General features: G+C 45.2%; 22 protein-coding genes and 2 tRNA genes. 2 read left to right on the top strand and 22 right to left on the bottom strand.

Going from position 1 to position 26,681, the window contains the following annotated elements; all coding sequences use genetic code 11:
- Positions 1-112 precede the first annotated feature (112 nt).
- The 14 genes from pnp to murJ all read right to left on the bottom strand — a co-directional run bounded on the left by pnp (position 113) and on the right by murJ (position 16,476).
- Positions 113-2,236, bottom strand: coding sequence for a polyribonucleotide nucleotidyltransferase (gene pnp, locus A6E01_RS02720; protein ID WP_065209498.1), 2,124 nt, complete (start codon positions 2,234-2,236; stop codon positions 113-115).
- Positions 2,237-2,606: 370 nt separating this feature from the next.
- Positions 2,607-2,876: a 30S ribosomal protein S15 gene (gene rpsO / locus A6E01_RS02715; RefSeq protein ID WP_017028901.1), complete on the bottom strand. Its 270-nt coding sequence runs from the start codon at positions 2,874-2,876 to the stop codon at positions 2,607-2,609.
- Positions 2,877-3,328: 452 nt separating this feature from the next.
- Positions 3,329-4,279, bottom strand: coding sequence for a tRNA pseudouridine(55) synthase TruB (gene truB / locus A6E01_RS02710; protein WP_065209497.1), 951 nt, complete (start codon positions 4,277-4,279; stop codon positions 3,329-3,331).
- Entirely contained in the window at positions 4,279-4,674 is a 396-nt protein-coding gene (rbfA, locus tag A6E01_RS02705) for a 30S ribosome-binding factor RbfA (RefSeq protein ID WP_065210336.1), read from the bottom strand. The genes truB and rbfA overlap by 1 nt, the downstream gene beginning before the upstream one ends.
- Positions 4,675-4,782: 108 nt before the next feature.
- Complete coding sequence (infB, locus tag A6E01_RS02700; RefSeq protein WP_017028904.1) at positions 4,783-7,473, bottom strand: translation initiation factor IF-2; 2,691 nt, start codon at positions 7,471-7,473, stop codon at positions 4,783-4,785.
- Positions 7,474-7,493: 20 nt separating this feature from the next.
- Positions 7,494-8,981, bottom strand: a complete 1,488-nt coding sequence (nusA, locus tag A6E01_RS02695) for a transcription termination factor NusA (protein ID WP_017242909.1) — start codon at positions 8,979-8,981, stop codon at positions 7,494-7,496.
- A 23-nt stretch (positions 8,982-9,004) separates the two neighbouring features.
- Positions 9,005-9,460 (bottom strand): ribosome maturation factor RimP, encoded by a 456-nt coding sequence (rimP, locus tag A6E01_RS02690; RefSeq protein ID WP_017028906.1) that lies wholly within the window; start codon positions 9,458-9,460, stop codon positions 9,005-9,007.
- 208 nt (positions 9,461-9,668) lie between these two features.
- A tRNA-Met gene (locus tag A6E01_RS02685) sits at positions 9,669-9,745 on the bottom strand.
- A 50-nt stretch (positions 9,746-9,795) separates the two neighbouring features.
- Positions 9,796-9,879: transfer RNA gene (locus A6E01_RS02680), tRNA-Leu, on the bottom strand.
- Between the two features lie 15 nt (positions 9,880-9,894).
- Positions 9,895-10,230 carry a preprotein translocase subunit SecG gene (gene secG / locus A6E01_RS02675; RefSeq protein ID WP_017028907.1) on the bottom strand — a complete coding sequence of 112 codons (336 nt, stop codon included), beginning with the start codon at positions 10,228-10,230 and terminating at the stop codon, positions 9,895-9,897.
- 187 nt (positions 10,231-10,417) lie between these two features.
- Positions 10,418-10,930: a signal peptidase II gene (gene lspA / locus A6E01_RS02670; protein WP_017028908.1), complete on the bottom strand. Its 513-nt coding sequence runs from the start codon at positions 10,928-10,930 to the stop codon at positions 10,418-10,420.
- 1 nt (position 10,931) lies between these two features.
- A complete protein-coding gene (ileS, locus tag A6E01_RS02665; RefSeq protein WP_065209496.1) occupies positions 10,932-13,763 on the bottom strand; it encodes an isoleucine--tRNA ligase in 2,832 nt (943 codons plus the stop codon).
- 94 nt (positions 13,764-13,857) lie between these two features.
- Positions 13,858-14,790: a bifunctional riboflavin kinase/FAD synthetase gene (gene ribF, locus A6E01_RS02660; RefSeq protein WP_017028910.1), complete on the bottom strand. Its 933-nt coding sequence runs from the start codon at positions 14,788-14,790 to the stop codon at positions 13,858-13,860.
- Between the two features lie 126 nt (positions 14,791-14,916).
- Positions 14,917-16,476, bottom strand: a complete 1,560-nt coding sequence (murJ, locus tag A6E01_RS02655) for a murein biosynthesis integral membrane protein MurJ (RefSeq protein ID WP_017028911.1) — start codon at positions 16,474-16,476, stop codon at positions 14,917-14,919.
- A gap of 300 nt (positions 16,477-16,776) precedes the next feature.
- Between murJ and rpsT the strand changes: the two genes are divergently transcribed.
- Positions 16,777-17,037: a 30S ribosomal protein S20 gene (rpsT, locus tag A6E01_RS02650; RefSeq protein WP_017028912.1), complete on the top strand. Its 261-nt coding sequence runs from the start codon at positions 16,777-16,779 to the stop codon at positions 17,035-17,037.
- Positions 17,038-17,132: 95 nt separating this feature from the next.
- Here the strand turns inward: rpsT and A6E01_RS02645 are convergent, their stop codons facing one another.
- Positions 17,133-17,432, bottom strand: a complete 300-nt coding sequence (locus tag A6E01_RS02645; RefSeq protein ID WP_065209495.1) for an ArsR/SmtB family transcription factor — start codon at positions 17,430-17,432, stop codon at positions 17,133-17,135.
- 84 nt (positions 17,433-17,516) lie between these two features.
- Positions 17,517-18,404, bottom strand: coding sequence for a transcriptional activator NhaR (gene nhaR / locus A6E01_RS02640; RefSeq protein WP_017028914.1), 888 nt, complete (start codon positions 18,402-18,404; stop codon positions 17,517-17,519).
- 343 nt (positions 18,405-18,747) lie between these two features.
- On the opposite strand from nhaR, the gene A6E01_RS02635 reads away from it, so the two are divergent.
- Positions 18,748-19,896 (top strand): Na/Pi symporter, encoded by a 1,149-nt coding sequence (locus tag A6E01_RS02635; protein WP_017028915.1) that lies wholly within the window; start codon positions 18,748-18,750, stop codon positions 19,894-19,896.
- Between the two features lie 218 nt (positions 19,897-20,114).
- On the opposite strand, the gene A6E01_RS02630 is transcribed toward A6E01_RS02635, so the two are convergent.
- The 6 genes from A6E01_RS02630 to rppH form a co-directional block, all read right to left on the bottom strand.
- Positions 20,115-21,107, bottom strand: coding sequence for a Solitary outer membrane autotransporter beta-barrel domain (locus A6E01_RS02630; RefSeq protein ID WP_237334486.1), 993 nt, complete (start codon positions 21,105-21,107; stop codon positions 20,115-20,117).
- Positions 21,108-21,222: 115 nt separating this feature from the next.
- Positions 21,223-22,074 (bottom strand): thymidylate synthase, encoded by an 852-nt coding sequence (locus tag A6E01_RS02625; RefSeq protein ID WP_017028917.1) that lies wholly within the window; start codon positions 22,072-22,074, stop codon positions 21,223-21,225.
- The gene (gene lgt, locus A6E01_RS02620) at positions 22,074-22,898 is read right to left on the bottom strand and encodes a prolipoprotein diacylglyceryl transferase (RefSeq protein ID WP_017028918.1); all 825 of its coding nucleotides are present in this window, start codon (positions 22,896-22,898) and stop codon (positions 22,074-22,076) included. Before lgt ends, A6E01_RS02625 begins: the two co-directional genes overlap by 1 nt.
- Before the next feature lie 22 nt (positions 22,899-22,920).
- Entirely contained in the window at positions 22,921-23,715 is a 795-nt protein-coding gene (locus A6E01_RS02615) for a sulfite exporter TauE/SafE family protein (protein WP_026012702.1), read from the bottom strand.
- Between the two features lie 2 nt (positions 23,716-23,717).
- Positions 23,718-25,970, bottom strand: coding sequence for a phosphoenolpyruvate--protein phosphotransferase (gene ptsP / locus A6E01_RS02610; RefSeq protein ID WP_017028920.1), 2,253 nt, complete (start codon positions 25,968-25,970; stop codon positions 23,718-23,720).
- A gap of 12 nt (positions 25,971-25,982) precedes the next feature.
- The gene (rppH, locus tag A6E01_RS02605) at positions 25,983-26,501 is read right to left on the bottom strand and encodes an RNA pyrophosphohydrolase (RefSeq protein ID WP_017028921.1); all 519 of its coding nucleotides are present in this window, start codon (positions 26,499-26,501) and stop codon (positions 25,983-25,985) included.
- Positions 26,502-26,681 lie beyond the last annotated feature (180 nt).

The raw sequence follows: 26,681 nt of genomic DNA, 5'->3' as shown, positions 1-26,681 counted from the left end.
TACCTCCATGTGGATCATCGAATTCGAATCATATTCCTTTAGCATAGAAAAAGAGGAGCTAAAAAGCTCCTCTTTATTTACACATACATCAATTTTTTCTTAAAAATCAATATTATTCAGCGGCTGGTGCTGCGTCGTCTGCTGCAGGAGCTTCAACAGCTTCCTTCATGCTCAGACGTACACGACCTTGACGGTCGATCTCTAGAACCTTAACTTTTACTTCTTGGCCTTCAGTTAGGTAGTCAGATACTTTCTCTACGCGCTTGTCAGCGATTTGAGAGATGTGTACTAGACCATCTTTACCAGGAAGGATAGTTACGAACGCACCGAAGTCAGCTAGACGAGCTACTTTACCTGTGTAGATAGTACCTACTTCAACTTCAGCCGTTAGCGCCTTGATGCGGTCGATTGCATCTTGTGCTTGTTCGCCAGAAGTTGCAGCGATCTTCACTGTACCGTCGTCTTCAATTTCGATAGTAGTGCCAGTTTCTTCACAAAGTGAACGAATAACTGCGCCGCCTTTACCGATAACGTCACGGATCTTCTCAGGGTTGATCTTCATTTGGTGGATACGTGGAGCGAATTGAGAAATCTCTTCACGAGCACCTGAGATAGCGTCATCCATTACAGATAGGATGTGCTTACGTGCACCTTGCGCTTGGTTAAGAGCAATTTGCATGATCTCTTTAGTGATGCCTTCGATCTTGATATCCATCTGCAGTGCAGTGATACCATCGTTAGTACCGGCTACTTTAAAGTCCATGTCACCAAGGTGATCTTCGTCGCCTAGGATGTCAGAAAGAACAACGAAGTCGTCGCCTTCTTTAACTAGACCCATTGCGATACCCGCAACAGAGGCTTTAATTGGCACACCTGCATCCATAAGAGCAAGAGAAGTACCACATACAGAAGCCATTGAAGAAGAACCGTTAGATTCTGTGATTTCCGATACAACACGAACTGTGTATGGGAATTCTTCAACAGAAGGCATTACCGCTGCAATACCACGCTTAGCCAGTTTACCGTGGCCGATTTCACGACGCTTAGGAGAACCAACAAAACCAGTTTCACCTACACAGTATGGAGGGAAGTTGTAGTGCAGTAGGAAGTTATCTTTACGCTCGCCTGTTAGCTCATCGATGATTTGTGCATCACGTTGAGTACCAAGAGTTGCAGTAACGATCGCCTGAGTTTCACCACGAGTGAATAGTGCAGAACCGTGAGTACGTGGAAGAACGCCAGTACGTACGTCTAGAGCACGAACCATGTCTTTTTCACGACCATCGATACGTGGGTTACCCGCGATGATGCCACGACGAACTACTGTCTTCTCAAGATCATGGAAGATAGTGTGGATTTCTTTCGGGTTAAGCTCAGCGTTTTCAGCAAGTAGCGTTGCTTTTACTTCGTCGCCGATCTGATGGATACGGTCATAACGCGCCATCTTTTCAGTGATTTGGTAAGCTTCAACAACTTGAGCTTCTGCTAGTGCAGCAATCTTGTTTACAAGCTCAGTGTTTTCAGCTGGAGCTTCCCAGTTCCAAGAAGGAGTTGCTACTTCTGCAGCAAATTCGTTAATCGCTTGGATAGCAACTTGTTGTTGGTCGTGACCGTAAACAACAGCCGCTAGCATCTCTTCTTCTGTTAGGTTGTCTGCTTGAGACTCAACCATAAGAACAGCGCCTTCAGTACCAGAAACCACTAGGTCAAGCTTAGAGCTTTCTAGTTCAGTCATTGACGGGTTAAGCACTAGCTCGCCATCGATGTGAGCAACACGTGCTGCACCGATAGGACCGTTAAATGGAACACCAGAGATAGACAATGCTGCAGATGTTGCAAGCATAGTGATCATGTCTGGTTGAACGTCAGGGTTAACAGACATTACTGTCGCGATAACCTGAACTTCATTCTTGAAGCCTTCTGGGAATAGAGGACGAATTGGACGGTCGATAAGACGAGCCGTTAGTGTTTCGCCTTCAGAAGGACGGCCTTCACGCTTGAAGAAACCACCAGGGATTTTACCTGCAGCGTAAGTACGCTCTTGGTAGTTTACTGTTAGAGGGAAGAAATCTTGGCCTTCTACCGCTTCTTTTTTAGCAACAACAGATACGAATACTGAAGTATCGTCCATTGTCGCCATAACAGCAGCGGTAGCTTGACGTGCAATTACGCCAGTCTCTAGAGTAACCGTGTGGTTACCGTACTGGAAAGTCTTAACAACTGGTTTTTCGAACATTCTTGTTTCCTTGTTCCATAGCCTTTGAGCCATAGAAAAATTTAGTGAAAACCCAAACCATTACTAATCGCGACTAGTAAAAACAGACTAAAGACGGGATCTTGAATCTACTTGTAATAGTCGCGACCTATTGGCCGACAATCTGTGACTGTAATGTGTTGGGTCGGTAGCTATTCGTGAAAATACAAATAACGAGGCGTAGTATAAACTACTTGCGTTAGATTTTGTAATCTAGAGCGGAAAAAGCTGAATTATACCTGAAAACATTCTCGTCAGAGTATTGTTCAACCTTATTTAGGATGGGGCAACAGATACAAAAAAAGGAGCCATAGGCTCCTTTTTCTTCAAACTGCTTGACGCAGTCGCTTAATTAGCGACGTAGGCCTAGACGTTTGATTAGGTCTTGGTAGCGAGCTAGGTTTTTACCTTTAAGGTAATCTAGAAGCTTACGACGGCTAGAAACCATACGTAGCAGACCACGACGGCTGTGGTGATCGTGCTTATGGTTAGCAAAGTGACCTTGAAGGTGGTTGATAGAAGCTGTAAGTAGAGCTACTTGAACTTCTGGTGAACCTGTATCGCCTTCACCTTGTGCGTATTCTGCAACGATTGCTGCTTTAGTTTCTGCATTCAGAGACATAATTCTCTCCTGATAAGAGTAAGTTTAAAAGTTGTAGCGCCAATCTCTGATTCAGCCACTACGCGAAGCGCGAATTATACGGATAAGATTTTGGTAAAGCAAGGGGATAATTTGGGCTATCAGCTACAAGCTACAAGCTACAAGCTACAAGCTACAAGCTACAAGCTACAAGCTAGGATGTTGTACGCAACTTAGATCAATTGAAATAGTATTCTCTAAGTAGATATTTAAAAGCCTATGCCGAACAAGCCGTCGTCCCCGAAGTGTTTTATCGGGGACCTGCTAGAGGTTGCGTAGAAATAGATTCCCGATTAAAGCACTCGGGAATGACACTTTCAAAGGTGTCGATTTCTTATCATCCGTCGTCCCCGAAGTGTTTTATCGGGGACCTACTAGGTTATGTAGAGGTAGATTCCCAATAAGTTCACTCGGGAATGACGACTACCCTAGAGTTAGCTGTCCGCTTCTTCGCGAAATACCACTAGGCGCTTTGGAGCTATGCGTCCGTCATCGTCGATTTCGGCAACACCGATGAAGGTTTTTTCTTCACCAGAGGTCATGCGAACCACGCCCTCGCTTGGCGCGCCAAATACCTGTACAGGTTGACCGTGCTGAACCATATCCGTTAATTCTGGAATCAAGTTCACTTCTGGTAGGTCCTCTACCGCGGTATCCATGGGTAGCAAGAGCTCATCCAATAGTTCCTTCGGTGCAATCTCTTCAGCATTCGCTTTATCAAGCAGCTCTTGCAGTTGCTCCAGCGTCACCATCTTTTCGTATGGATATTTAGCAACACCTGTACGGCGCAAGTAAGACACGTGAGCACCACAACCCAACATTTCACCAAGGTCATCAACAATAGTGCGGATGTAGGTACCTTTAGAGCAGTGAACTTCGAGTTCAACTTCGTCACCATCAAAGCGAATCAGTTCAATCTCGTACACAGTGATCTTGCGAGATTCGCGAGGGACGTCGATGCCTTGACGTGCATATTCATACAGAGGCTTGCCCTGGTACTTCAGCGCAGAGAACATAGAAGGGACTTGATCCGTGGTACCACGGAAGGTCGCAATCGCGTCTAACAGCTGCTCTTTGGTTACTGAAACTGGGCGTGTTTCCACTACCTCACCATCAGAATCCGAGGTGTTAGTACGCTCACCCAACTTAGCAATGGTGCGATAGCGCTTATCTGAGTCCAACAAGAACTGCGAAAACTTGGTCGCTTCACCTAAGCAGATAGGCAGCATGCCTGTTGCTAGAGGATCAAGAGCACCTGTATGGCCCGCTTTTTCAGCAAAGTAGATGCGCTTTACTTTCTGTAGCGCATCATTTGAAGAGATTCCGGTTGGTTTATCCAGCAATACGACGCCGTTAACTGGACGACCTTTACGACGTCTTGCCATTACTCTTCGTCCTCGCGACCTGATTCAGCTTTTTTCTTCGCATCTTTAGAGACAACTTCGCTCACAAGGTTAGACATGCGCATGCCTTCAACGAGAGTGTTGTCATAAACAAATCGAACTTCAGGAGTTAGGCGAAGGCGGATACGCTTACCTAGCATCATGCGAATCTCAATTTCATGCTCTTGAAGCGCAGCAAGACAAGACTCTGGCGTTTGCTCACCCACACAGAAGAAGGTAACAAACACTTTTGCAACCGCAAGGTCACGAGAGACTTCTACGTCAGAAATGGTCACCATTCCGATACGAGAATCACGAACTTCACGCTGCAGTAAAACAGCCAGTTCTTTTTGCAGTTGTTGCGACACACGCTGTGTGCGGCTAAATTCTTTTGACATTTCTTTTCTCACTTTAGAAAAAATAATGAGGGGCATAAGCCCCCCATGGTGTATTCAACAACCAATTATCTAACCTTAGGGGTCAGACAATTTTTGTCAATGTGTTGATTAGTCAAGAGTACGCTTAACTTCAACGATTTCGAATACTTCGATTTGGTCACCAACGCGAACATCATTATAGTTCTTAACGCCGATACCACACTCGTAGCCATTCTTAACTTCTTGTACGTCATCTTTGAAGCGGCGTAGAGATTCTAGCTCACCTTCGTAGATTACAACGTTTTCACGAAGTACACGGATTGGGTTGTTACGCTTAATCACGCCTTCAGTAACCATACAACCAGCGATTGCGCCCAGTTTAGGTGACTTAAATACGTCACGTACTTCAGCAAGACCAATGATTTCTTGTCTGAATTCTGGAGCAAGCATACCGCCCATCGCTTGTTTAACTTCGTCAATCAATTGGTAAATGATTGAGTAGTAACGAAGGTCTAGGTTCTCGTTTTCAACAGCGCGGCGAGCAGATGCATCAGCACGAACGTTGAAACCAAGTACGATAGCGTTAGACGCTGCAGCAAGTACTGCGTCAGTCTCAGTGATACCACCAACACCAGAACCTACGATGTTCACTTTCACTTCTTCAGTAGAAAGTTTACGTAGAGAATCAGCGATAGCTTCCACAGAACCCTGAACGTCAGCTTTAAGTACAACGTTAAGCTCAGCAACTTCACCAGCAGTCATGTTAGAGAACATGTTCTCTAGTTTCGCTTTCTGTTGACGTGCTAGTTTCACTTCACGGAATTTACCTTGACGGTAGTTTGCTACTTCACGAGCTTTACGCTCATCACGAACTACAGTTGCTTCGTCACCTGACGCAGGAACACCAGATAGACCGATGATTTCTACAGGGATAGAAGGACCCGCTTCTGTGATTTCAGCACCGTTCTCATCGCGCATCGCACGAACACGGCCGTATTCTTGACCACAAAGTAGGATATCGCCTTTGTTAAGCGTACCAGACTGAACAAGAACCGTTGCAACAGGACCGCGACCTTTATCAAGGCGAGATTCTACAACCACACCAGATGCCATGCCTTCTGCTACCGCTGTAAGTTCAAGAACTTCAGATTGTAGAAGGATAGTTTCTAGTAGACCTTCGATGTTAGTACCTTGTTTCGCAGAGATGTGAACAAACATGTTCTCACCGCCCCACTCTTCAGGGATAACGTCGTACTGTGCTAGTTCGTTCTTAACGTTGTCTGGGTTTGCACCCTCTTTATCGATCTTGTTCACTGCAACGATCAATGGAACGCCAGCCGCTTGTGCGTGCTGAATCGCTTCCACTGTCTGTGGCATTACGCCATCATCTGCAGCAACAACTAGAACTACGATATCTGTCGCTTGAGCACCACGAGCACGCATTGCGGTAAACGCGGCGTGTCCAGGAGTATCCAAGAAGGTAATCATACCGTTGTCAGTCTCTACGTGGTAAGCACCGATGTGCTGGGTAATACCACCCGCTTCCGCGTCAGCAACGTGTGCTTTACGAATGTAATCAAGTGTAGAAGTTTTACCGTGGTCAACGTGACCCATGATAGTAACAACAGGAGCACGTGATACAGACTCAAGTGAGCTGTCACGATCTGACATTACTGCTTCTTCTAGTTCGTTCTCTTTACGAAGAACCACTTTGTGACCCATTTCTTCAGCAACAAGTGCTGCAGTTTCTTGGTCGATTACTTGGTTGATAGTCGCCATAGCGCCCATCTTCATCATAACCTTGATCACTTCAGTCGCTTTAACTGACATCTTGTTAGCCAGTTCAGATACAACGATAGTTTCACCGATTGCAACGTCAGCTTTTGCTACTGTTGCTGTCTTATCGAAACCTTGTTGCATTGAAGTCGGCTTAGCTAGCTTGCCTTTGCGACCGCGCTGACCGCGTTGGTTACGGTTGTTACCACGAGCGTTTGCGTTAGCATCAGCTGGCTTTTTCTTCTTCTTCTTACGTTGGCCACCGCCATCTGCACGACGGTCAGCTGCATCTTCAGCTTCACGAGCGTAAGTAGAAGTCGTGACGTGGTAGTCCGTAGTCTCGGTCTTCTTAGTTTGTTCTTCTTTTGCCCAGCGCTCTGCATTTTCTTCTGCAAGTTTACGTGCGTCTTCAAGAAGTTTTTCTGCTTCTTGTTCCGCTTTGCGCTTAGCTTCTTCTTCTTGGCGACGTTTTAGGTCAGCCGCATCTTTTGCTGCTTGATCTTTCACTTTACGCTCTTCAGAGTCAATTTGTGGAGCTTCAGTTGAGTTAGCTTTCGCCTTAGCTGCTGCTTCTTGTTTCGCTTTTTCTTCAGCGTCACGTTTTGCTTTTGCTTCTGCTTCACGCTGTGCTTTTTCTTCAGCTTCGCGTTTCGCTTTCTCTTCAGCTTCTTGTTTCGCTGCAACTTCTGCTTCTAGGCGAGCTTTTTCCTCAGCTTCTAGACGAGCTTGCTCATCAACAGAGCTACGCTTCACGTAGGTACGCTTCTTACGTACTTCTACTGTTACATCCTTGCTCTTGCCGCCGCCAGCTGCAACACTCAGTGTGCTTCGCTTCTTACGTTGTAAAGTTAGACGGGTTGGTTCAGACTCGCCAGACGTATCACCATGTTCTTTCTTCAGGTGCGTCAACAATGCCTGCTTTTCTTCGTCAGTGACATTGTCGCTAGAGTTCTTTTTCAGACCTGCGTCTTCTAATTGTTCAATTAAGCGCTCAACCGGCGTACCAATTTCTTCACTTAGGGCTTTAACTGTAAGTTGTGTCATGCAACTACCTCCGTGCCGGATTATTCTTCGTCACCAAACCAACAGATGTTACGTGCAGCCATGATTAGCTCACCAGCACGTTCTTCTGTTAAGTCGTCGATACCTTCAAGATCATCTGTGCCTTGGTCAGCAAGATCTTCTAGGGTCACTACACCTTTGGCTGCTAGTTTGAACGCCATTTCGCGCTCTAAGCCTTCTAGTGCTAATAGGTCATCAGCTGGGTGCAGGCCTTCAAACGACTCTTCTTGCGCAAGTGCAAGGGTGGTGAGTGCATCTTTAGCTCGACTACGTAGTTCTTCGACCAAATCTTCATCTAGACCGTTAATTTCCAAAAGCTCACTCATTGGCACGTATGCCACTTCTTCAAGAGTTGAGAAGCCTTCTTCTACCAACATTTCTGCGAAATCTTGTTCTAGGTCTAGGTGCTTCATGAAGCTTTCAATAGCTTCAGTTGATTCTGCTTCGTGTTTCTTCTGTAGGTCTTCTACAGTCATTACGTTCAGTTCCCAACCAGTAAGTTGCGATGCCAAACGTACGTTTTGACCACTACGGCCAATTGCTTGCGCTAGGTTATCAGCTTCAACAGCGATATCCATTGAGTGCGTGTCTTCATCTACGATGATTGACGCTACATCAGCAGGAGCCATTGCGTTGATAACGAACTGTGCTGGGTTGTCATCCCAAAGGATGATATCGATACGCTCATTGCCTAACTCACCAGATACAGCCTGTACGCGTGCTCCACGCATACCTACACATGCACCTACTGGGTCGATACGGCGATCGTTAGTTTTAACTGCGATCTTCGCACGAGAACCTGGATCACGAGCTGCTGCTTTAAGCTCAATGATGTCTTCTGCAATTTCAGGCACTTCGATACGGAATAGTTCAGTTAGCATTTCAGGCTTAGAGCGAGTAATGAACAGCTGGAAGCCACGTGCTTCTGGACGTACAGAATAAAGAAGACCACGTACACGGTCGCCTGGACGGAAGTTTTCACGAGGTAGCTGGTCATCACGAAGGATAACGGCTTCAGCGTTGTTACCAAGGTCTAGAACAACCGTTTCACGGTTTACTTTCTTAACAACACCAGTGATTAGCTCACCTTCGTTATCAATAAACTGTTCAACGATTTGCTCACGCTCTGCTTCACGTACTTTTTGTACGATAACTTGCTTCGCTGTTTGCACCGTAATACGGTCAAATTTAACCGAATCAATTTCGTCTTCAACAAAATCACCTAAACCCAGTGTTTCATCGTCGAACTGTGCCGCTTCGATTGACATTTCCAATGTTGGATTTTCAACTTCAGCAACCACTTCCCAGCGACGGAAAGTTTCGAAGTTACCGCTCTTGCGATCGATCTCAACACGTACTTCGATTTCCATCTCGTACTTTTTCTTTGTCGCAGTTGAAAGCGCGATTTCTAGCGCCTCAAAAATACGCTCGCGAGGAACGGCTTTCTCATTTGAAACCGCTTCTACTACAGCTAGAATTTCTTTATTCATTCTTATAGCCTCTTTAAATAGACTTAAAACTTAGGGATCAGATTGGCTTTAGATATGTTGCTCAGAGCAAACTCATTATCTTGGTTGTCGGTTTCAACAGTGATGAGTTCACCATCAACACCCTTGATAACGCCCTTCCACTTGCGGCGATTTCCAACACCCATCTTCAACACAATGCTGACCTCTTGGCCTACAAACTGTTCATAGTGTGCGGCTTTAAAAAGCGGTCGTTCAAGTCCTGGTGAAGACACTTCAAGGTTATAAGCAACAGAAATAGGATCTTCTACATCCATTACTGCACTAACCTGATGGCTTACTTCAGCACAATCGTCAACATTAATACCGTTTTCGCTATCGATATAAATGCGTAATGTCGAATATTCGCCCGCGCGAATAAACTCAAGTCCAACTAACTCATAACCTAATGCCTCTACAGGCGCTTCAAGCATCTCAGTTAGTTGTCTTTCTAAACCAGTCATTGTTCAACCACTCCAGAAACAAAAAAAGGGCATAAAGCCCATTTCATTTACCAAGCACACATCCACAGTGATAAACCGCAGATAACAAAAAACCCCGATAGTCGGGGTTTTATGCTGCTGGACCCTGATATCACTAAGCTAAAAGAAGCTTAGCTCATAACCGAAAAAATTCAGTTATGATGTTTGAAAATTCAGACTCAACTAAAAATGGTTGCGGGGGCCGGATTTGAACCGACGACCTTCGGGTTATGAGCCCGACGAGCTACCAAGCTGCTCCACCCCGCGTCCGACTACTAAGCATTATATGCTTAATAGATTGCTTTTCAAACAATATATGGTGCCGAGAGAGGGACTCGAACCCTCACACCAAAGGCACCAGCACCTCATGCTGGCGTGTCTACCAATTTCACCATCTCGGCAATAAGCATTTCAGCTTACTGAGGAATATCCGCGCCTTTTTCGGCTGGAATTTCACTCACTGCGTCGTCTGTTTTTTGAATAGTTTGACCAGCTGTTGGGTCAACCCACTGAGACTCGGTTTTATGCGTAGACATATTACCAAGAAACAAACAAACAACGATGAAGACTGTTGCACAAACTGCAGTCATTCGGGTTAAAAAGTTACTAGAGCCGCCTGCGCCAAATACTGTATTTGATGCGCCTGCACCGAACGAGGCTCCCATATCTGCGCCTTTACCTTGTTGAATCAGAACTAGGCCAATCACACCAAGCGCAGCCAACAGGTAAATCACAAGTAGAGTTTCAAACATCTTTCCACCTATGTTCCAAATTGTTGAGCCAGCGCGTCATAATCGTGATTTAAATTAGATTACAACAAAGCTAGCGCGCCCCTTTATAGGGCGGACGCAATACTAGCGAAACCTTGTAGCGGTGACAAGTAAAATATACTGCCACCACCATCAAGTGCTCACTTATCGAGCACCCAATCAAAGGTTATTACTTCTCAGCAGAATCAGCTGAGTCGCGTTTACCGCTAATAAAGCCATCAAGAATAACCATGCCGGCACCAATACAAATAGCGCTATCAGCAAGGTTGAAAGCAGGCCAGTGATACGTTCCCACGAAGAAATCGAGGTAATCAACCACAAAGCCGTGCACGATACGGTCAAAGACATTGCCTAGAGCGCCACCAATGATCAGTGAATACGCAATGTTATTCCACTTTTCAGTTTGAGGTAGTTTTCGCATCCAGAACATCAACATTCCGCATACGGCAATGGCGATGCCAGTAAATAACCAGCGTTGCCAACCACCTTGGTCGCCAAGGAAGCTAAATGCAGCACCGTAGTTGTGTACATAAAGCAGGTTGAAGAAGGGTAATACCTCAATACGGTTCGCCCAGCCATATCCCATGGTGTCCATAACCACTAACTTTATTGCTATATCAGCAACAAAGATCAGAGCCGCCAGCCAAAGCCAGCGTAACCCTGTCTGCTTTAGTAAGTTCATATTAGGCAAACTTACGAACCTCGCCTTCGCCTTCTACGTTTGACACACAGCGACCACAAATAGTCTCATGGCCTTCGATAGTGCCTACATCTGCAGTGTGGTGCCAACAACGGTCGCACTTCTCAAGCTCAGTCGCATTCACTTGAACAAACAAACCTTCAATTTCAGTTTGCTGAGCCGTGTCAGATTTCTCTGATACAGGAGCTACATCAGCGCGAGACGTCAACAGAACAAAACGAAGTTCATCACCAAGCTTGTTTAACTTGCTAGCCAGTGCGTCGTCTGCGAACAGAGTGACTTCAGCCTGAAGTGAACCACCGATCAGTTTTTCTTTACGCGCGTCTTCAAGAAGCTTGTTCACAGAAGCACGAACTTGTTGTACGTCACTCCAGAACTCATTGTTCAGTTCTTCGCCTTCCGCTAAGCCGAATAGACCATCGAACCACTCACCAGTGAATACGAACTTATCGCGCTCACCTGGCATTTCGTTCCAGATCTCGTCTGCAGTGAACGACATGATTGGTGCCATCCAACGAACGAGCGCTTCAACGATGTAGTAAAGTGCAGTTTGACAACTGCGTTGAGCATGACTGCCCTGCTTCGCTGTGTACTGACGGTCTTTAATTACGTCTAGGTAGAAAGAACCCATCTCGATAGAACAGAACTGCATCAAACGCTGAGTTACTGCGTGTGTATTGTATTCTTCGTAAGCCTTAACAATTTCTTGTTGTGCTGCTTGTGCACGACCTACTGCCCAGCGATCTAGCGCAACCATCTCTTCTGCAGGAACAAGGTCCGTTGCAGGGTTGAAGCCACTTAGGTTCGCAAGGAAGAAACGCGCGGTGTTACGGATACGACGGTATGCATCAGCACTGCGTTTCAGGATTTCATCAGAAACAGCGACTTCACCCGTGTAATCTGTAGAAGATACCCATAGACGAAGAATGTCTGCGCCTAGCTTGTTAGTCACATCTTTAGGCGCAACAACGTTACCCACTGATTTAGACATCTTACGGCCTTGGCCATCAACCACAAAGCCATGCGTCAATACTTGCTTGTACGGCGCTTCACCCTTCATTGCAATAGAAGAGATCAATGATGATTGGAACCAGCCACGGTGTTGGTCTGAGCCTTCAAGGTAGAGATCTGCACCTGCACCGTTAAACTCTTCACGAGCATCAACGACAGAGTAGTGAGTCACACCTGAATCAAACCATACATCTAGGGTATCTAGAGTTTTCTCGTAGTTTGCTGCGTCTTCTTCGCCAAGAAGTTCTACTGCGTCTACATCCCACCAAGCTTGAATGCCTTTTTGCTCAACAAGTTGAGCGACTTTCTCGATAAGCTGTTGAGTGTCTGGATGAAGCTCAGAAGTCTCTTTATGTACAAACAAGGTGATTGGTACACCCCAAGTACGCTGACGAGAGATACACCACTCTGGGCGGCCTTCAACCATACCTTCAATGCGGCTTTGACCCCACTCAGGCATCCACTGAACGCCCTTGATAGCTTCAAGTGCATTTGTACGCAACCCAGCTTGATCCATAGAGACAAACCATTGTGGCGTAGCACGGAAGATGATTGGCGTTTTGTGGCGCCAGCAGTGTGGGTAGCTGTGCTCATAAGCATGGTGATGTAGCAGAGCACCTTTCTCTTTAAGTACTTCTAGTACAGAGTTGTTTGCTTTAAACACGTGCTGACCCGCAAACAGTTCAGTATCTGGAAGATACACACCATTTGAACCCACAGGGTTAGCCACTTCTAGGTTGTAATGTTGACCAACCACGAAATCCTCTTGACCGTGACCTGGTGCAGTATGAACGATACCTGTACCTGAATCTGTTGTTACGTGCTCACCAAGGATCGCTGGAACAGTAAAGTCATAGAACGGATGTTGGAAATTCAACAGTTCAAGATCAGCACCTTTAGCAAAGCCAAGGTTATGGAAGTGCTCGATACCCGCACGATCCATCACATCTTTTGCAAGATCAGAAGCAAGGATCAAGCGCTGAGGGTTTTCACCTTCTACTTGAACTAGCACGTACTCAAGATCGTCACGCATACATACAGCGCGGTTAGCAGGAAGAGTCCAAGGCGTCGTTGTCCAGATAACAACTGAGATATCACCTTCGCCTTCATGGCCATCCGCTAGAGAGAATTTGCTCAATACTGCTTTTTCATCAGCCGCCGCAAATTTCACATCGATTGACGGAGAAACCTTGTCTTTGTATTCCACTTCCGCTTCTGCAAGAGCTGAACCACAGTCCGTACACCAGTGAACTGGCTTAAAGCCTTTCAGTAGGTGACCGTTGTCTGCGATTTTGCCTAGAGCACGAATGATGTTGGCTTCAGTACCGAAGTCCATAGTGCGATATGGCTTATCCCACTCACCCATGATACCTAGACGCTTGAAGCTTTCTTTCTGACCTTCAACCTGACCAGCAGCGTACTTACGACACTCTTCACGGAATTCAGCCGCAGAGATCTTATGCCCTGGCTTGCCTTTTTTCTTCTCAACCATTAATTCGATTGGAAGACCGTGACAATCCCAGCCTGGGATATAAGGTGCATCGTAACCAGAAAGAGTCTTTGATTTAATAATAATGTCTTTAAGAATCTTATTTAGCGCGTGACCAATGTGGATGTCACCGTTTGCGTATGGAGGGCCATCATGCAAAACAAAAGGCTTATTGCCTTTTTTAGCTTCACGGATAGCACCGTAAAGATCTTCTTTATACCAACGCTTAAGCATCTCTGGTTCACGATTCGCCAGATTACCGCGCATTGGAAACCCTGTTTCTGGGAGGTTCAGGGTATCTTTATAGTCAGTCATCGATTCTTAGTTCCGTAATATTGGGCGAAGTTAGACATTATGGCGAACGCCTATTTAATGCAGTGCAAATGGTATTGCAAAGCCTCAAATATCGTCAGCGCCTGTGCTGAAGCAACCACACCCGAGCAGCTTCTGCATCTAATTCAATTTGTGTTTTAAGTGCCTCGAACGAAGGGAATTTCACTTCTTCGCGCAACTTGTGTAAAAGGCAGACCTCTAATTGTCTGCCGTATAAATCTTCTGAAAAATCAAAAAAGTGTACTTCTAGTTGCTGTCGTACACCGTTTACTGTTGGTCGTTGGCCAACATTAGCCACGCCACCAACCATTCGACCGTCTATGCTGGTTTCCACCACATACACGCCAGAGACGGGAGACACAGTTCGCTTTAATGGGATATTCGCAGTAGGAAAACCTATGGTTCTTCCTAGCTTTCGTCCGTGTGATACACGCCCACTAATGCTGTAGTGTCTTCCTAGCATGGATTTGGCTTGTGCCAGTTCGTCATTGGCTAACGCCTGACGAATTGCTGTGCTGCTGACTCTTTCTGTATTTAGACAGAAACTTTCAGTGCTCACAACCTCAAATCCATACTCTTTTCCTGCTTGTTGAAGCATAGAAAAGTCACCTTGACGTTTACGTCCAAAGCGAAAATCATCACCAACAACGAGAAATTTCACACCAAGCTTTTCCACCAGCAACTCTTTAATAAACTGCTCTGGAGGAAGTCCGGCAAAGCGCTTACTAAAGTTCACACAAAGCAATCGCTCTAGGTTCAATTTACTGAGTTGCACGTATTTATCACGCAACCGAGTCAGCCTAGCTGGCGCCTTACTTTGCAGGAATAGCTCTAAAGGCTGGGGTTCAAACGTCATCACCACAGCGGGAAGACCAAGAACTTCAGCTTTTTGTTGTACCTGCTTCAAGACCGTTTGATGCCCTAAGTGGACACCATCAAAGTTACCTATGGTCAAGACACACCCCTGATGCTCAGAGCGTATGTTGTGGCTACCTCGGATAAGATGCATGTAACGTGTTAAAACCTAACCTTCTCAGTCGACATTGTGGGCCATACAGCCCTAAACTGGCGAATTATATACCGAAACCTGTAATAGATGCTAGCAACGAGAAGCGCTGATTTATTTTGACCTAAATTAAGCACTGGCTTTTAGGTGCTTAAATCGAACACCAAGCACTAATGCCGTTAATAAATACGCCACACCACCAGTCCCTATCATCAAGGTTAACTCAAGAATTCTCTCAGTAAGAGACATGCTCAGCCAACTCTCTAGTGGCTTAAGTAGATATAAGATGGCGCCTACCATAGCGCTACCCGATATTCCAAGGCGCAACATAAAGCCAAGGGTTTGACGAGTTAAACGGTACACCTGAGCTTTGTGCAAGCCTCTATACAATAAGCCCATATTCACAAATGCCGACAAGGCCGTGGCCATTGCTAGGCCAACATAACCGTAATGCCAAGCAAAAATAATATTGAACACCATGTTAGACGTCATCGCGATAATGCCGTAGCGCACTGGCGTTTTCGTATCTTGGCGGGAGTAATAACCAGGCGCTAGTACCTTAATTAACATGAAGTTCAATAAGCCGGAGGCATAGGCCACTAATGAATAAGAAGACTGCTGCACCTCATGGACACCGAATTCTCCACGCATAAACAGTACCATTAGCATAGGTTTTGCCAATACGATCAAACCTAGCATGGCTGGCAATCCAAGCAGTAACACCATGCGCACACCCCAATCCATCGTTGAAGCAAAGCCTTCGCTTTGTGCATCGACGTGTTTTCGAGATAAGGCAGGCAAAATCACAGTTGCAATGGCAATACCGAACAAGCCTAAGGGAAATTCAAGAAGACGGTCAGAGTAATAGAGCCAGCTAATCGAGCCTGTTTGCAGAAAACTGGCAATGAAGGTATCCAGCAGCAAGTTGATCTGACTGACAGAGACACCAAATAATGCAGGGATCATCAGGGTGCGAATTCTCACCACACCAGGGTCACGCCAGCCCCATTTAGGTTTAACCAGAACGCCTTCTTTAATAAGAAAAGGAAGTTGGAAGAAAAACTGCACCAAACCACCAAGGAAAACACCTATCGCCAATCCTATCTCTGGATTGTCGAGGCGTGGTGAGATCATGGTTGCCGATAGAATGATCATCACGTTCAGGAATACGGGAGTAAACGAAGAAACCGCAAACTTGCCCAAGGTATTCAGTATTGCCCCTGATAAGGCAACAAAGGTGATAAACCATAAATAAGGAAAGGTGATCTTCAGCATTAAGCTGGCCATCTCAAATTTTTCAGCCGATGGACCGCCATTTAGCCAATCTAGGAACCAGCCAGTACCAAAGATTGCCGTCACCACACCGGATCCTAAAACACCAACAACGGTGACAATGGAGACAATCACCCCGAGCGTTCCTGACACCTTAGCGATCAATTGCCTCGTTTCATTCATATCACCTTTGGAGTGATATTCAGTTAACACGGGGACAAAGGCTTGTGAGAAAGCCCCTTCAGCAAACAATCGTCTTAAAAAGTTTGGGATCTTGTTGGCAAAGAAGAATACGTCTGCGCTTGCTCCTGCACCCATAAGGTTGGCAACCACAACGTCGCGAACTAACCCTAAAACACGAGAGACTAGAGTCATGGCACTGACAATAGCGCCCGACCGAAGAAGTCCTTTACTCACTTTTATTCCTTAATCAACTGATGCAACTAGCAATTAGCATGCTCCTAGCGAAGGCATAGCCTACCAGAAAGATACTCCAACTTATTGATATATACACTTAGGGGGAAGTATCTGAGGTTGAGTGTAGATCTAACCCCCAAATGCTGTTAAAATCCCCGCCATCTTAACCGTGTTAACCCGTCGAAACAAAATTACATTGTTTTAGATGAGTTTTCACACAAATCAATTGACTTTCGATTAGCAAACAGGCATTCTCCACGCCCTATATTGTTACCGAACAAGTTTTTGGGAGTTAGACCCTTGGCAAACAGTAAATCTGCTAAGAAGCGCGCTATCCAAGCTGAGAAACGTCGCCAGCACAATGCTAGCCGTCGTTCTATGATGCGCACTTACATGAAAAAAACTATCGCTGCTATTGAAGCTGGCGACAAAGAAGCTGCAACTGCTGAACTTAAAGCTGTTGCACCGATCCTAGATCGCGCTGCGACTAAAGGCCTTATTCATAAGAATAAAGCTGCACGTCATAAGGCACGCTTCGCTGCTGCAATCAAAGCTCTTTAATTAGAACTTCGATTCAGATAAAAAACCGGCTTCTGCCGGTTTTTTTGTATCTGTCGATCCTGTAACACGTCAAAAGGCGCCAGTTGCGCCCCTCACTACTCTTCTGAGCAATACATATCGTGCAGCAGATGAATCATGCGTTTCACCTCAGGACTACTTAGCGCGTAATAGACCGTTTGAGCCTCTTTGCGAGTTTCAACTAACCCGTCACCTCTAAGCCAAGCAAGATGTTGAGATAATGCTGACTGGCTAAGGTCGAGTTGTTGGCACAATTCTCCTACCGATAACTCCCTGTCATGCAACATGCACAAGATAAAAAGGCGTCTCTCGTTTGCCATTGCCTTAAGCAATGATATGGCTTGAGGAGAGTTTTTCTCCATTGCTTGCAAGTTCATAGCGTATCAATCATATCTCATAGTTCGATTACTGAATTAAGATTACCGTTGAGGCTGACAAAATTAAACCTCTGCTGGTGAAAATTAATGGAAAATATTAGAAAAATCAGCGTCACAGACACTTTTTACTGCTGGGTGCTGGATCATTCGTTCTGCAAAAATCACGTAATACTCTTCTTTTAAAGCATCTATTGACGAAATTCTATGAAAACCACCAGTGTCTTTTTTATAAGGATAACGAGTTGGAGCAACAAATACGGTATCAGGATGCGCCTCGGCAAATGCCTTCATTAAGGCAAAATCATCAAACTCGCCAAGAATGGTAGGTTGATACCCTTGTCTATCGCACCATTCTGTTATCTTGCGTCCCATTGACGTTCTAGAACCTGGAATCAATAGCTTGTATTGCTCTAAATTGGCTAAGAACTCTTTTTCATCAATCGGAGTCGCTGAGCAAAAGCTCATTTTGCACTCTCCTAGCTTTTTACTATAAAGGCCAGCATTTTGAGAGGAATCAATAGGGCAATCAGAAAGAATCATATCCAGCTTATGCTGAGACAGTTTCTCCAACAACAATTCGTGGGTGGACTCATAGCATCTAAGATGAATGTTACCATCAGATGGAATCGTCGTAGAAAGAATACGGCTAACTAAGCTTTTTGAGAGTGCATCCGCTACCCCAACCTCAAACAATAGATTGGCTCGCTGACTGTAGTTAACGATATCGAGCATTTCATAGCTCAAGTCATACATTCTATCGGCATACTTAAATACCAACTGCCCAAGCTCAGTAGGCTCTATGCTTCGGCCGTTGCGTTTAGTTAACTTACCATTGAGGCGCTGCTCTAGTGCTTTGATCTGCCCTGTCACCGTTTGTGGCGTAAGGAATAGAGCATCGGCAGCTTTGGTTAAAGACCCTTGTTTGCAAACCATCCAGAAATAATAGAGATGATTATAATTTAAATGCGACATTTCCTCTCCTATACCAACCTTTAAAATTAAAGGTAAAGTGCATTAACCTTCGATATTACCGAAACCAAGTTAAAGTAAGATGACAGTTTTGTCACATTAATATTTGGACCAGATCAACATTTGACACTAAAGTTGCTCAAGGAGCGTCCAACAGCAAGGTTAGCAACAAAAGTTAAAACCTTAAAAATCAATACTTTAGTGGACTTAAAAACTTACGCAAACGTTTACTTACATTGAGTAAGAAAAAGGCGATTATTTATAAAACTGTAATATAACTGAAATATTAGTTATCTAAACTCGCCAACAGTTGATTAAAAGCCTAAAACGGGCCCGGAGATAACAAATGAACAACCAAGCATCCTCAGTTTCAGCAGTAACAGCAGGTAAAACCAGCTGGCTACGTTGGGCTAACTTGGCTTTCATGCTGTACCTACTTCTTGTTTCAGTTTCAATGGTTGGCAGTGGCTTTAAGATGGCCTCTGGCGAACATGCCAAAACACTTTTTGACTTTGCATCTCACCCAGTAGCAGGTTTGATGATCGGCCTTGTAGCAACGGCTCTTATTCAATCATCAAGTACAGTTACCTCTATTATTGTAGGCCTTGTAGCGGGCGGACTTCCGGTTCAAATCGCTATCCCTATGGTTATGGGTGCAAATATCGGTACCACGGTAACTAACACTCTAGTAAGCCTTGGTCACCTTCGCTGTAAAGAAGAGTTTAAACGTGCATTTGCAAGTGCGACCGTTCATGACTTCTTCAACTTGCTGGCGGTATTGATCTTCCTACCACTAGAGATGATGTTTGGCATCTTTGGCAAGCTTTCAGCTTGGCTAGTCGCTCCGCTAATGAGCACGGGTGACCTAGACATGGGTGGCTTTAACTTCATTAAGCCTCTGACAAAACCTCTAATTAGTGTGATTCAAGAACCGCTAACCGCCTTCGGCCCTGTCGTTGCCGGTGTGAGCATGATTATTTTGGGTATCGCTACCATCATCATCTCTATTACCATCATGGGTAAACTAATGAAGAGCCTGATGGTGGGTCGTGCACGTGAGATTTTGAAGAACGCTATTGGTCGCGGTCCTCTTCACGGTATCTTCTCTGGTTCTGTTGTAACGGTACTGGTTCAGTCCTCATCAACAACGACTAGCTTAATGGTTCCATTGGTAGGTTCTGGTGTTCTTAAGGTACGTGATGTGTATCCATTTACACTCGGTGCAAACATCGGTACCTGTATTACTGCGCTTCTTGCGGCAACAGCAGTAACTGGTGAGTTTGCAGCCTTTGCGCTTCAGATTGCTCTAGTGCACTTGTTGTTCAACGTAGCGGCAACCTTGTTCATCTTTGGTATTCCGTTCTTGCGTGAACTGCCACTGAAGGGTGCTGATTGGATTTCAACAATGGCCATTAAGAACAAGAGCGTTGTTGCTGGATATCTAATTGCAGTATTCGTTGTTATGCCAGGTGCGATTATCGCGATGACGGCATAAACAACTAAAGAATTAAAAAACCTGCCGATTGGCAGGTTTTTTTTCGTCTGTAGACTTATACCAATCGTACTAAATAACTGATCACCCTAGCTGGTTAAAATACTCGATAACTGCGTTAGAATTTTTGATTGTAGAATAACTACTTATCGAAAAATTCTGCCTTGTTCTCGAGTATTTTTCCTTCGCTATTTTTGATCACTTACTTAGTGTGATTGGTATTACTCATTGTAATAGATGACCAATGCACCGCCTTTCAATGAGCTGCCATAGTTTAATGAAATACCTATACCCACGTTGTAGATCAATGATGAGTAGTCGCTAGTGTCCATCACCCAGCCAAAGCTATATTCAGCGTAGTGAGTGGTATCCAAGGGCTCTCTTAAATTACCACCGACATCAATTCGACGTACTCTAAACAGCAAGTCTTGCTTGCGACTTCCCCAAGGGTCTAGATGATACTTGTACTGTATGCCATTCATGATACGCCAGCCTTCAGTGGTCGCATTGGAGGTTCCAATGCTGCCGCCAAAGCTTCTGCCCCAAAAATAGTGATATTCACTATTAAATCGAATCTCTCCCGGACCGGTATCTTTGGTATAGATCAAATCCGCTTGGGGCTCGGCTATCCAAATGTTCGACGAGCCATTAATCGCTGAATTAATACCTAGATCTTCTATTGTTTCTGCAGCAGGGCTATTGGCGGTAAATTTATTCTTATAGTGCATGAGATGAAGCCCAGTGCCTGCGAATAACTGCCACCCCTCTGATATCTGATAGCCCAGGGCATATTCGGCATAACCTGCTATTACGTGATCTTCATTCTTATCGCTCTCCCAAGTAATACCTGAGTCTTCTAGTTGGTCATAGTCAATATCTCTCGTTAACCCCATATAGGCGGCCCTGAGCTTTAATCGATGTAGCCAAAGGCTTTCTTCATTAGAGAATAAAAAAGAGATAGGAAGAGAGGTCACCGCGATTTTCCGCTTGGTATCAATTACCTCTTGGCCACCAAAGTCAGGGTTATTGGTGCCAAAAATCTGGTTTGGGTCAAAGCTACCAAAACCAATGGTCAGCAGTTCACTGTCCGTCAACACCAAGGCCGTTGAGTAGATATCCGTAAGATACTGGTCAGGATCAATAAGGCTCGCAATGGCAGTATTGGAGAATCCCCATACCGCCATCATTAAGGCTGCACTACATCCATGTTTCATTTTAAAATTAACTCTATCCACTGAGTTCCGAGCATAAAAAAGGCTAATACCTAAATATTAGCCTCTTAAGCAATAGTTTTTAAAATTCAGTGAGATAAATTTAAATTATTTGTCTTTATACCGAAAATGGATAGCGAATCGCAGGGTGAGATTCGTATCCTTCCACTGAGAAATCATCTAAGGTCACCCAAGTTTCTAGGTCTTCTAAGCTCTTAATCTCAGGGTTAATGATAAATTTAGATGCACTGAGTGGCTCTCGCTGCAACTGCACATCGCGCATCAACTCAAGTTGGTCTGCGTAAATATGCGCATTCACAATCTTATGATAAGCCACACCCGGCTTCTTACCGGTGATCTGCGCCATGATGGCCAAGAAGGCATACACTTGCACCATATTGAAGTTCAGCCCTAATGGGACATCACAAGAGCGCTGCGTGCTATTTAGGTACAAGGTATCGCCAAGCAAAGAGAAGTGATGGCTATACATACATGGACGCAAACAGCCCATGTGGAACTCACCTGGGTTGTAGAAGTTCAGGATCTCACCACGGTCATCAACACCTTTTGTAAGATCATCAACAATCTTACGTAGTTGGTCAATATGCCCACCATCTGGCTTAGCCCACTGACGACCTTGAACACCATAAACACGCCCCATGTCATCTTCACCCTTACGGTACGGGTTGTTTAACCATGCGTCGTTGAGGTTCGAGTTTGCGTCCCAGGTTTTAGTGCCGAGTTGGCGGAACTGTTCTGCGTTGTCGTAACCACGGATGTATCCAAGCAGCTCAGCAACAGCCGCTTTCCAGAAGCTTTTGCGGGTCGTCACCAATGGGAAAGCGTTATTCGCTACGTCATAGGTTAAATCTGCATTGATAACAGTCAAACAACGCTTGCCAGTACGCTGGTTCTCAATCCAATGCCCTTCATCAACGATACGGCGACATAGGTCTAGATACTGCTTCATTACTTCTCCTTCGCCTTGTTCACTTCAAGGGACTTCTGGTTGAATTTATATGCCCACCACATCATAGCGGCACCAATTAGGATCATTGGAGTTGAAAGTATCTGGCCCATAGAGATCCAGTTACCAAACAGCCCTAGGTGAGCATCCGGCTCACGGAAGTACTCTACGATAAAGCGGAAAGAACCATAGCCAATCAAGAACAGCCCTGAAACAGCGCCAGCCGGTCTAGGTTTACGAATAAAGAAGTTCAAGATAAAGAACAACACTATCCCTTCTAAAATCGCTTCATAAAGCTGAGAAGGGTGTCGTGGCAAATAGCCGCCCGATGGGAACATTACCGCCCATGGCACATCCGTTACTCTGCCCCACAGTTCGTCATTCATAAAGTTACCGATACGACCAACGCCCAATCCAAACGGGATAAGCGGTGCGATAAAGTCAGCCACGTTGAAGAAGGTACGACCGTTGCGGTAGGCATAGAATGCCATCGCTGAGATCACGCCGAGCAAGCCACCATGGAAAGACATTCCCCCCGTCCATACTTGAAACAGGTAAAACGGATTATCTAAAAACAGGTCGAAATGGTAGAACAATACATAACCAACACGCCCACCAACGACCACGCCGAGAAACCCTAAGAACAACATGTCGGACACTTGCTCTCGCGTCCAACCACTATTCGGTTGATCCGCGCGACGATTGGCTAGCCACATAGCAAATGCGAAGCCAAATAGGTACATCAGTCCATACCAGCGAATAGAAACTGGACCAATTTCTAGCAATACTGGGTCGATATGGGGAAAAGAGATAAATCCTTGATTCATAAAATCTTCTTAGAGCAAATCATTAAAAGAAAAGCATTCGTATCGCTATTATCAGCAGCAATACGGCAAAACATTTTTTCAGTACCTGGGTGGGTAATACCGAGGTTAACCTCACACCAAGCTTACTGGTTAGTACAGAGCTACAGGCAATCGCCAGCAAGGCTGGAAGGTACACATAGCCCACGCTATGGGCGGGCAAGTCTTTCGCCCCGACTCCATGCAGAATAAAACCAATCATTCCAGAAGCAGCAAGTAGTGCACCACAAAACGATGAAGTGCCAATCGCTTTGCGCATTTCTATGCCGTGACGGTTAAGAAATGGAACCATCAGAGAGCCACCTCCGATACCCGCTAGGCTTGAGATAGTACCGATCGTAGTTCCAGATATAAAGGTCTTTGTTGCGCTTGGTAAAGGTTTTACCGCTCTTGCATTCACCGAGATAAACATCTTGATGGATAAGAACAGGACAATACAACCAAAAACAGGGGGCAAATACTGGCTTGGTATAAATTCAGCGACAAAACTACCACCAAAGCCGCCCAGTATCACACCTGGAATCAAGAATTTGACCACAAACATATCAACATTGTTCACTCGATAGTGATTGAGTGCCGATGAACCAGAGGTAATGATGATGCAAGCTAAGGAAGTAGCCAGAGCCATTTGCATGGCAATATCCGCTGATACGCCGGACTTTGGCAGTAAAAATAACAATGCAGGAACGATAATAAGGCCACCGCCGATGCCTAGCAATCCTGCAAGCACGCCCACCAGCGCACCAATCATCACTAAGATGGCGATTAATTCGAATGTAATCATTAATGTTTTCCGGGCCGAACAAACCCGGCAAGGTCTCGTTTCTCTAGGTAGTCGAAGGCAAGCTTATGCACATCAGAGGCATACGCTTTAGTTATGGCTTGATTGGCAAGCGCCTCTAAATCATCAAGATTTGATTGCCTAATTACGTATTTTATATTGGCCACATTGGCTGAGTTCATACTAAGTTGTTTGAATCCCAAACCCAATAACAGTAAAACACCGATAGGGTCACCCGCTAACTCGCCACAGATTGAAACGGGGATCTTTGAGTATCGACAGGCATCGTGTATTTGTTTTAACGCCATCAATACCGAGGGGTGCACCACTTCATAGAGCTCTGAAACTTGGCTGTTGTTTCGATCCACGGCTAATAGATATTGAGTAAGGTCATTAGTCCCCACAGAGACAAAATCAATGCGCTTGGCAATCACCGGCAGTAGATAGATCATGGAAGGTACTTCAAGCATGATGCCCACTTTAGGCTTTTTCACTCGCGGATGAGTGAGCGCCACCTCATGATAAGCTTGAGCAATCAAAGAGAGTGCGGAATCCAATTCAGGCACGCCGGAGATCATAGGTAAAAGGATCTTCAGTTCACTCTTTTGACCGACACTCGCTCTCATCATCGCTCGAACCTGAATCAAGAAGATATCAGGATGATCGAGAGTAAAGCGAATCCCCCTCCAGCCCAAGAATGGGTTTTCTTCTTCCATTGGGAAGTATGGTAGTGATTTATCCCCACCAATATCTAACGTCCTCATCACAACCGGTTTCCCCTGTGAGTACGCCAAAACTTTTCGATACGTCTCCACCTGCTCATCTTCGGAAGGGAAGGCCTGCTTAACGATAAAGGATATCTCGGTACGATAGAGTCCCACACCATCCACAACATCAAAGAATGAGTAGCTCGCGTCGCCGCCCAATCCAGCATTAAGCAAAATAGTGATAGGAACCTTATCCGAGGTTAGCGCTGGCTCACGCACCTCTGATTCAACCATAGAGCGAACTTCTTGCTCTTCAGCCAATAGCTTCTGATAGTCGCTCATCTCTTTGGCTGTAGGGTTTAGCAATACCTCACCGCTATAGCCATCTAAGATGATATGTCTATCATCTGCTTCGATACCTTTGAGGTTTGAACCAATGACCGACGGTATGCCCAAAGCGCGAGATAGGATTGCCGCGTGAGAGTTTACCCCACCTTGCAATGAAATCACCCCAAGGAGCTTATCTCTTGGTACTGATGCTAACAACGTCGTTGTGAGCTCGTTCACGACAAAGATAACCGGTTTCTCAAGTTTGATTTCTTTGGCTTGCGAATGATAGAGGAAATACAGCAACCTCTGACCTAGCTCCCTAACATCTTGAGAGCGCTCTTGAAGGTAAATATCATTCATACGGGCAAAGTGATTAGAGTAACGCTCTATCACCTGACGCAGAGCCCAATCAGCAGCGTCCCCTTTCTCTATCTGCTTAATCAGATCTCCACGAAGTTTGGGATCATTCAAAAGGTGAGTAAACAAATCAAAGATAGCTAAGGCATCTTTATTAAGGTCGCTATCGAGTTGCTTTCTAAGGCGTCTAAACTCGGTCAGAGCCGACTCTATCGCTACGAGAAGCCATTCCTTGTCTTTCTCGATATCAATAGCAGATGCGGGTGATACGTCTTTGAGCAAGGGCTCATCGTTACCACGCCAAATAGGTCCAATCGCAATCCCGTTACATGCTGAGAGACCAGTTACAGTGGAGCTTTTTCTTTCTTGTAGAAGCCAATTACCTTGCTGTTGCTCACTGGCAATAAGCACCGCTAACTGAGCGGCGAGAGTCACTAGAAAAGACTCTTCGGTATCACTGAATAATCGCGGCGTTTTCTGTTGGATGACCACCACACCAAGCATTCGCTTGCGGTGGACAATAGGCGTCGCTAAAAAGGCTTGATAGACGTCTTCGCCAAGCTGGGGGAAAAATTTAAAATCAGGGTGTAGAGAAGCTTTTGCAACGTTTAAGGGTTCTGCGGTTCTATGGACTAAGCCAACCAAACCCTCTTGAAAGCCTATATGCAGGCGCTCACCAGAAAAAGTCAGCCCCTTGGTTGCCATTAACTCAAGGCGCTGCTTTTGGTGATTAGAAAGGTAAATGGTGCAACATTCGCTATTTATCGCATCGCAGGTACGTTCAACAAACACCTCAAGTGCTTGATGTATATCTTCGACCCGAGATACGTGCTCAACTATATCCCTTAGCTGATTTAGCATTATTGCGCCTCACTACCCTTTGCGGTGTTTGCGTTTTCGGTTTTGCTTTCGATCTGTGAAAGGCATAGCAAAAGAAGCGAATTCTTTCATTGCTCTGCGGTAGACATCCCTTTTAAAAGAGACAACTTGTCTCACTGGGTACCAAAAACTTACCCAACGCCATCCATCAAATTCTGGAGTTGGCCCTCTTTGCATGTTCACCTGCGATTCATCACAGGTGAGTTGCAATAAGAACCATTTCTGTTTTTGCCCGATACAGACAGGTTTGGAGTCCCAACGTACCAATCTTTTTGGTAAGCGATAACGCAACCAATGACGACTAGTAGTGACAATTCTTACATCTTGTTTGGTTAATCCGACCTCTTCATACAATTCTCGGTACATCGCCTGTTCTGGCGTCTCACCGTCGTCGATTCCACCTTGTGGAAATTGCCATGAATGTTGTCCGTATCGTTTAGCCCAAAACACTTGACCGTGGTTGTTACATATTACGATTCCCACATTTAAGCGGTAACCATCGCCATCGATCACTGGCTAACCTCTACTGATAAATTTTATATGAGTCGATTTTTCCACAGATCCCCCAGTTGAGCAAATGCAACCGTAGTAAAAGTTGTCAAACTATGAAGTCAGGATGCCAACATTGGATAAATAGCGAGCAAATCTTACTTTATCAACAGAGTCACTTTGTTTAGTGCTATTTATTCACTA

Source organism: Vibrio breoganii (genome assembly GCF_001677275.1).
GTDB classification, from domain to species: domain Bacteria; phylum Pseudomonadota; class Gammaproteobacteria; order Enterobacterales; family Vibrionaceae; genus Vibrio; species Vibrio breoganii.
Note: the sequence above shows the minus strand (reverse complement) of the source record. Positions and strands in the feature narration are given on the sequence as shown.

Excerpts from the sequence above, each read along its gene's own strand:
- pnp (WP_065209498.1), bottom strand. The coding sequence starts at position 2,236 with ATGTTCGAAAAACCAGTTGTTAAGACTTTCCAGTACGGTAACCACACG.
- rpsO (WP_017028901.1), bottom strand. The coding sequence starts at position 2,876 with ATGTCTCTGAATGCAGAAACTAAAGCAGCAATCGTTGCAGAATACGCA.
- truB (WP_065209497.1), bottom strand. The coding sequence starts at position 4,279 with ATGGCAAGACGTCGTAAAGGTCGTCCAGTTAACGGCGTCGTATTGCTG.
- rbfA (WP_065210336.1), bottom strand. The coding sequence starts at position 4,674 with ATGTCAAAAGAATTTAGCCGCACACAGCGTGTGTCGCAACAACTGCAA.
- infB (WP_017028904.1), bottom strand. The coding sequence starts at position 7,473 with ATGACACAACTTACAGTTAAAGCCCTAAGTGAAGAAATTGGTACGCCG.
- nusA (WP_017242909.1), bottom strand. The coding sequence starts at position 8,981 with ATGAATAAAGAAATTCTAGCTGTAGTAGAAGCGGTTTCAAATGAGAAA.
- rimP (WP_017028906.1), bottom strand. The coding sequence starts at position 9,460 with ATGACTGGTTTAGAAAGACAACTAACTGAGATGCTTGAAGCGCCTGTA.
- secG (WP_017028907.1), bottom strand. The coding sequence starts at position 10,230 with ATGTTTGAAACTCTACTTGTGATTTACCTGTTGGCTGCGCTTGGTGTG.
- lspA (WP_017028908.1), bottom strand. The coding sequence starts at position 10,930 with ATGAACTTACTAAAGCAGACAGGGTTACGCTGGCTTTGGCTGGCGGCT.
- ileS (WP_065209496.1), bottom strand. The coding sequence starts at position 13,763 with ATGACTGACTATAAAGATACCCTGAACCTCCCAGAAACAGGGTTTCCA.
- ribF (WP_017028910.1), bottom strand. The coding sequence starts at position 14,790 with ATGCATCTTATCCGAGGTAGCCACAACATACGCTCTGAGCATCAGGGG.
- A6E01_RS02645 (WP_065209495.1), bottom strand. The coding sequence starts at position 17,432 with ATGAACTTGCAAGCAATGGAGAAAAACTCTCCTCAAGCCATATCATTG.
- nhaR (WP_017028914.1), bottom strand. The coding sequence starts at position 18,404 with ATGTCGCATTTAAATTATAATCATCTCTATTATTTCTGGATGGTTTGC.
- A6E01_RS02635 (WP_017028915.1), top strand. The coding sequence starts at position 18,748 with ATGAACAACCAAGCATCCTCAGTTTCAGCAGTAACAGCAGGTAAAACC.
- A6E01_RS02630 (WP_237334486.1), bottom strand. The coding sequence starts at position 21,107 with ATGAAACATGGATGTAGTGCAGCCTTAATGATGGCGGTATGGGGATTC.
- A6E01_RS02625 (WP_017028917.1), bottom strand. The coding sequence starts at position 22,074 with ATGAAGCAGTATCTAGACCTATGTCGCCGTATCGTTGATGAAGGGCAT.
- lgt (WP_017028918.1), bottom strand. The coding sequence starts at position 22,898 with ATGAATCAAGGATTTATCTCTTTTCCCCATATCGACCCAGTATTGCTA.
- ptsP (WP_017028920.1), bottom strand. The coding sequence starts at position 25,970 with ATGCTAAATCAGCTAAGGGATATAGTTGAGCACGTATCTCGGGTCGAA.